We start from the raw sequence: 5519 nt of genomic DNA, 5'->3' as shown, positions 1-5519 counted from the left end.
CTCGTCCGGCGGCGGCAAGGGCGGCCTGGGGCAGGTCTGCGGCGCCAACGACCTTTCGTGGAGCACCAAGTCCGAGACGCAGGCGGGTGGTTACATCCTGGTCATGGCGAAGGCCAAGTCCGGCATCACCTGTGTTCTGCCCGCCGCACTTCCGACGATGGCCTTCGGATCCGGCGGCATCGAGGCCGGCCCGGCTGAGCAGTCCGTCGGCGACGCGGTCACGCTGAGCGGGTCGACCACGGCCTATGCGGGAGTGAACCCGAAGACCACCAACGGCGACGATGGAGTGGAATACGACAGCATCATCGTAGGCGTCGGCAGCGCGGACCCGGGCGTCCTCTCCCTGCCGGTCGGCAAGATCACCGTCGACAAGCCCATCGTCACCAACTGGCACACTTCTGCGGCGGATGCCGTTCCCTTCTCCGGAACGGACCAGTAACCGATGGGCGGGTGCCACTGCCGGACTTGACGGTGCTCTGTTTCCGCTTGCCCGGGACGGACGCCCGCCGGCCCGGGTCTGCCTGCTTTCGGGCGGCGGACCTGGGGCCCCATCCCGTCGATCCTCGGCGTGCCCTCCTCAGCTTCGGCGTAGGCGAACACGTCCTCAAGTGTGCGTCGGCCGCACCCCGGACCGGCCCAGTGAACGCTTCGTCGTCGGCAGTGAAGAAACGACGGGCCAGGAAAGCGAGTTACTCCTCCCGCAGGCGGCGAGAGCACTTGGCGTCGTCGTAGGAGACCAGGGTCGAGATCTCAGCCGGGCTCGACCCGCTCCAGACAGAACATGCTGGTGTGTGCTTCCCGCACCATTTGCGGCAGGCGGCCGTTGTTGACGTGCCGCAGCCAGTCCAGATCGTCCAGGCGCACCGTGCGGGTGTGCTTGTGCGGGCGATCATCGATGTCCCCAGGTCACGTTCGGTGACGACCACGGGCCCCGCCAGGTAGTGGTCTGTGCCTCCAACCCCGGTGAACCTGTGCGGTCACAGCACCGGGCCCGGCCGGACCGCCGATGTCCTGCGTACGGCCGGCGGGCAGGCGGCGGAGTGGCCCAGCGTACGGCCTCGGAAATGGCCCACACTGGTGGGCTGCCTTGAGCATACGGTCGACATCACGGCGGCAAATGACCTACCGCCTGCCCCGACAAGTGGCTCCAGTGTGGACCAGGCGGTGTGATGGGTTATGGCGGGTCCCCAGGTGCCTGCCTGGCCGTGCTGAACGGCCACCTCCGTGCCTGTTCTGGAAAGAACCGCATCCGAGCAAGGATCTGCCATGCAAGCCATCATCGTCCGAGACCGTCAGGCCGGTGTCGGTGGACTCTCCCTGTCGGACATGCCCTATCCGCACGCTGCTGAGAACGACGTCATCGTGCGCGTGCATGCCGCGGGGTTCACCTCCGGCGAGCTTGACTGGCCCGGAACGTGGTCCGACCGCGCCGGCCGCGACCGGACCCCGAGCGTGCCCGGACACGAGCTGTCAGGTGTCGTCGCCGAGCTGGGATACGGCACCACCGGCCTGACCGTCGGCCAGCGCGTATTCGGACTCACCGACTGGACCCGAAACGGATCACTGGCCGAGTACACCGCGGTGGAGGCCCGTAACCTCGCCCCACTGCCGTCGGATGTCGACCACACCGTGGCCGCCGCGCTGCCGATCTCCGGACTGACGGCGTGGCAAGGTCTGTTCGACCACGCACGGCTTACGACGGGACAGACCGTCCTGATCCATGGCGCCGCGGGCGGTGTCGGGTCGATCGCGGTGCAACTCGCACACGAGATCGGGGCCCGGGTGATCGGCACCGGCCGGGCCGCCGACAGGGACACCGCACTCCGCCTCGGCTCAGACGCCTTCATGGACCTGGGGGCCGACCGTCTGGAGGACGCAGGCGAGGTCGACGTGGTGTTCGATGTGATCGGCGGTGAGATCCTCGACCGTTCTGCCGGCCTGGTTCGCGCCGGCGGCACGCTCGTCACCATTGCCGAGCCACCCAGGGTCCGGCCCACGGACGGACGAGCCGTCTTCTTCGTGGTCGAACCCGATCGCGCCCGGCTCACGGACCTCGCCCAGCGGCTCAGAGACGGACGGCTCCAGCCCATCATCGGGGCCGTACGGCCACTCCCCGAGGCGCCCGCCGCCTTCGCCCCCGGTCGGCGTGCCCAAGGCAAGACGATCATCCGAATCCCATAGGACTGCCACCAGAAGCAGGAACATATGCCCCACATGAACCTCAACGATCTGATAACGCCGGACACTGCGACGTCAGCCGCCGCCCTCGAAGTGGCATCTGTCTACCAGACCCCCGCGCTGCTCAACCATTCCCTACGCGCCTACGTGTGGGCAGCGGCCCACGGCACGGCACGCGGCATCCGCTTCGACCCGGAACTGCTCTACGTGGCCGCGGTGTTCCACGACGTCGGCCTGGTGGCGGCATTCGACAGCCACACCGTCCCGTTCGAGGAGGCCGGCGGCCACGTGGCACGGGTATTCGCGGCCGGCGCCGGGTGGCCGGCGGAGCGCCGCGAACGTCTGTCGGAAGTGATCATCCGGCACATGTGGCCCGAGGTGGACGTGTCCATCGATCCCGAGGGGTATCTCCTCGCCCGCGCGACCACCACGGAGATCGTCGGTAGGAATGTGGACGACTTCACCCCCGGCTTCAGGGACCAGGTATTGGAACGCTATCCCCGGCTCGATCTCACCAAGGAATTCCTGGCCTGCTTCGAGACCCAGGCGGAGCGCAAGCCCGACAGTTCGGCGGCGGGCGCCGTACGGTCCGGCCTCAGCACGCGAATGACGGCAAACCCGCTGGACTCCCCGCGACCGTGACGACGGACGCGCGCCGGGGAAGTCCGCAGAGTCCCCGGCTCGTCAGGGGTCAGGGAGAGGTACGGGGCGACCGCAGGCGGTCCTGGAGGACCGCGAAGGCCGTACACGTAAGGGGGAGGACCACGGCCGAGGTGACGAGGATGCCGACGATGACGGGGACGAGGATACCGGCGTAGTACGCGGCGAAGAAGTTACCCGTGGCCTCTTCGAGGAGGGCCCGTACGAGGGGCCGCAGCGGCAGGGCGAGCTGCACCACCAGCCGGCCCAACCCGGCGGTGAGCGCGGCCAGCGACAGCGCGAGGCCGAGGATACGAGCCGCTCCTGCGCGCGTCCACGTCAGCGACCAGGAATGGCGCAGGGCCGCGCGAGGGCTGAGGCCATCAGCCGTGGCGGCCGGGGCGAGGGTGAGCGCGAGGCGCAGCAGTACGGCCGCGAACACGGCAGCCGCAGGAGAGGCCGCGACGAGTGTGTAGGGCCACGATCCGCGTTCCAGAGGCTCCGGGCTGTCGAGCTGGTAGCCGGTGAGACCGTTCGCCACGGCTTCGACGAGCAGCGGCAGGGGCCATACGATCAGGCCGCGTAGCGCGTACACGCCCAGCACCGGTCGCAGCCGCCCGGGGACCGCGGCACCTGACCAGTCCCCTTTCAAGGGTTCTTGAGTCCGCGCCGCGACCGCCCGGGAGCACACGGTCTGCAGGGCCGCACTCCCGGTGCCGAGGAGGAGCAGGAAGAGCGGGAGCGTACAGAGGGCGACCAGCGCCAGATCGGTGGGGTCATGCAGGTAGGGGTCCTCGACGTGGTGATACCAGATGCGTTGGTTCCGCATACGGGTGAAGACGGGCCAGGCGAGCGCGAATATCACGGCCGTCATCAGCAGCCCGGCCAGTCCGGACAGGCCGACGACGCGTACCGTCGCACCCGCCAGAGCACCCCGGTGGCGCCGCAAGGTGGCGAACGTCGTGGCGGTGACGCCGCGTTGTGGGTTCCTGCTCGTGGGTGGCAGCGTGCGGTCGTGTTGTGTGTCGCGTGTCATGGGGGAGGGCTTTCTGTACGTTCAGGGTCCGTTCCTACGTTCTTGGTGGGGACGCGGGGCGGGCCGTGCGCGGTTCTCCGAAGGTGCCGGCCGGTACGGGCAGGTGAGCAACGGGCAGGTGAGCAACGGGCAGGCGCGAGAGCGGCCCACGGCGGACTACGCCAACCGGTGTCGACCAGCCGGACCAGGTGTCACCGATCCCAAAAGCGGCGACCCCGCCGGGAACTCCGCGCTCACACGGTCTCCTGCCGTACTTGATGGCGCACACAGGAAGCGACCACCATGAAGGGCCACAGGGACTGGGCAAACGTCAGGACGCGTTCGGCGATACCTGCCGCTCCGCTGCTCTGTAGTTCGATCACGAACCACACCGCGCCGACACACATCAAAACACTCACCCTGACGGCCACCCGGGGCCGGAGCGCCCAAGCCGCCGGCCCGTTGCGCTCGGCGGCCAGTACCGGCCAGAAGGCCATGAGAACGAATCCGACGGTGACCACAGTCCCGTGCCCGAAGTCGCCGCCACGGGCGGGTGCCGGGAACAGTGTCAGCATGATCGCCAATACCCCGCCGCCACCGAGGGCCGCCCGTCCGGCCGGCGCCGCCGCGCGGAGGCCGAAGGCGGTGATCAGGTAACAGGCGCCCAGGGCGATCAGTATTCCGGTCATCGGCCAGTACCCCGGGGCACCGTAGGCGCCCAGGACGCTGATCGTCTTGGTGACGGGGTCGTACCCGTGTCGCTGGAGTCGCTCAGCGACAGTCCAGCCACCGGTCAACAGAATGGGAGCTGCTCCGGACGACAGCAAGGCCCACCAGGGTACGTGTCGCATCAGACCACCGTAGATGCGTACTTCCCGGTTCACCGGCGCACACGCGGGCGCACACCGGACCCGGCGGTTTACGCGACAACAGCTTCCGGGGCGTCCGCATCCCCTGGTCCCGCCTGAGCGGAGCGTTCTGAGACACCGCCAGGTGGGTGAGCGTGCGCGATGGCCACAGGCGGCGAACGCGGACAAGACCCGCCTACCGGCAGGTCCGTCTCCCGGCGCTCGCGCTTCGTGGCAAGCAGGGTGAGGACGACGACGATCTGCACCGCCGCGACGGAAGCCTGCGCCACGGGTGAGCTGACACCCAGTACCGCCATTGTCCCGTTGACGCCGAGGTGAACCGCGATCGATGCCGCGACCCCGGCACGTTCGTACGCATAACCGGTCAGCAGAGCCAGCGGGAAGACGCTGACCGCGAACATCAGGCCACTCCAACTGATCAGACCGAGGTCGTTCTGGATGCCATATCGCCCAGAAAGCGCCCAGCAGAACGCCGGACTGAAGGCGGCCCATCGACGCACGGAGACGCGGATACGCGGTGCCGCGCCCCCGGGCTCCTCCGCCGGCGGACCGGCGACCAGCATGCCGACCAGGAACGGCAGCGGCCCGCCGACGCTGGAAATCAGTTCCCTACCCTCTGTCAGGCTCACCGTGGGACCACCCACGAGGTGCGCGAGCAGCGCACCCGCCACCCTGTGCGACCCGCCGAGACCTGGTAAGCAGGATCTGGGGTGGTGGGGGTGGTGGCGGATGGAAAGCCGGACCCCATGGGCAGCGACGAGGAGTCGCCGCACAACCGACGGCAGATGACGCTCGGTCGTCGTCAAGGACCGAGGCTA

General features: G+C 68.8%; 6 protein-coding genes and 1 pseudogene. 3 read left to right on the top strand and 4 right to left on the bottom strand.

Annotation, left to right across the window (positions count from 1 at the left end; all coding sequences use genetic code 11):
• Nucleotides 1-439: DUF4232 domain-containing protein (locus QR77_RS00330; RefSeq protein WP_150130531.1), on the top strand; the 439-nt coding region annotated here is incomplete at its 5' end.
• A 25-nt stretch (nucleotides 440-464) separates the two neighbouring features.
• Here the strand turns inward: QR77_RS00330 and QR77_RS48040 are convergent.
• A pseudogene (locus QR77_RS48040) lies at nucleotides 465-615 on the bottom strand (IS5/IS1182 family transposase); the annotation flags it as partial.
• A gap of 651 nt (nucleotides 616-1266) precedes the next feature.
• On the opposite strand from QR77_RS48040, the gene QR77_RS00325 reads away from it, so the two are divergent.
• Both QR77_RS00325 and QR77_RS00320 read left to right on the top strand, forming a co-directional pair.
• Nucleotides 1267-2181: an NADP-dependent oxidoreductase gene (locus QR77_RS00325; protein ID WP_040019123.1), complete on the top strand. Its 915-nt coding sequence runs from the start codon at nucleotides 1267-1269 to the stop codon at nucleotides 2179-2181.
• 24 nt (nucleotides 2182-2205) lie between these two features.
• The gene (locus QR77_RS00320) at nucleotides 2206-2820 is read left to right on the top strand and encodes an HD domain-containing protein (protein ID WP_236710478.1); all 615 of its coding nucleotides are present in this window, start codon (nucleotides 2206-2208) and stop codon (nucleotides 2818-2820) included.
• A gap of 49 nt (nucleotides 2821-2869) precedes the next feature.
• Here QR77_RS00320 and QR77_RS00315 read toward each other — a convergent pair whose 3' ends face one another.
• The 3 genes from QR77_RS00315 to QR77_RS00305 form a co-directional block, all read right to left on the bottom strand.
• Nucleotides 2870-3853 (bottom strand): hypothetical protein, encoded by a 984-nt coding sequence (locus tag QR77_RS00315; RefSeq protein ID WP_236710477.1) that lies wholly within the window; start codon nucleotides 3851-3853, stop codon nucleotides 2870-2872.
• Nucleotides 3854-4086: 233 nt separating this feature from the next.
• A complete protein-coding gene (locus QR77_RS00310) occupies nucleotides 4087-4683 on the bottom strand; it encodes a DUF998 domain-containing protein (RefSeq protein WP_040026999.1) in 597 nt (198 codons plus the stop codon).
• A 68-nt stretch (nucleotides 4684-4751) separates the two neighbouring features.
• A complete protein-coding gene (locus tag QR77_RS00305; protein ID WP_150130328.1) occupies nucleotides 4752-5330 on the bottom strand; it encodes a hypothetical protein in 579 nt (192 codons plus the stop codon).
• Nucleotides 5331-5519: the final 189 nt, after the last annotated feature.

The sequence above is a fragment of the Streptomyces sp. 150FB genome (assembly GCF_000818195.1).
In the GTDB taxonomy this organism is placed as follows: Bacteria; Actinomycetota; Actinomycetes; order Streptomycetales; family Streptomycetaceae; genus Streptomyces.
The sequence above is the reverse complement of the archived record's forward strand: the minus strand, read 5'-3'. Positions and strand labels throughout refer to the sequence as shown.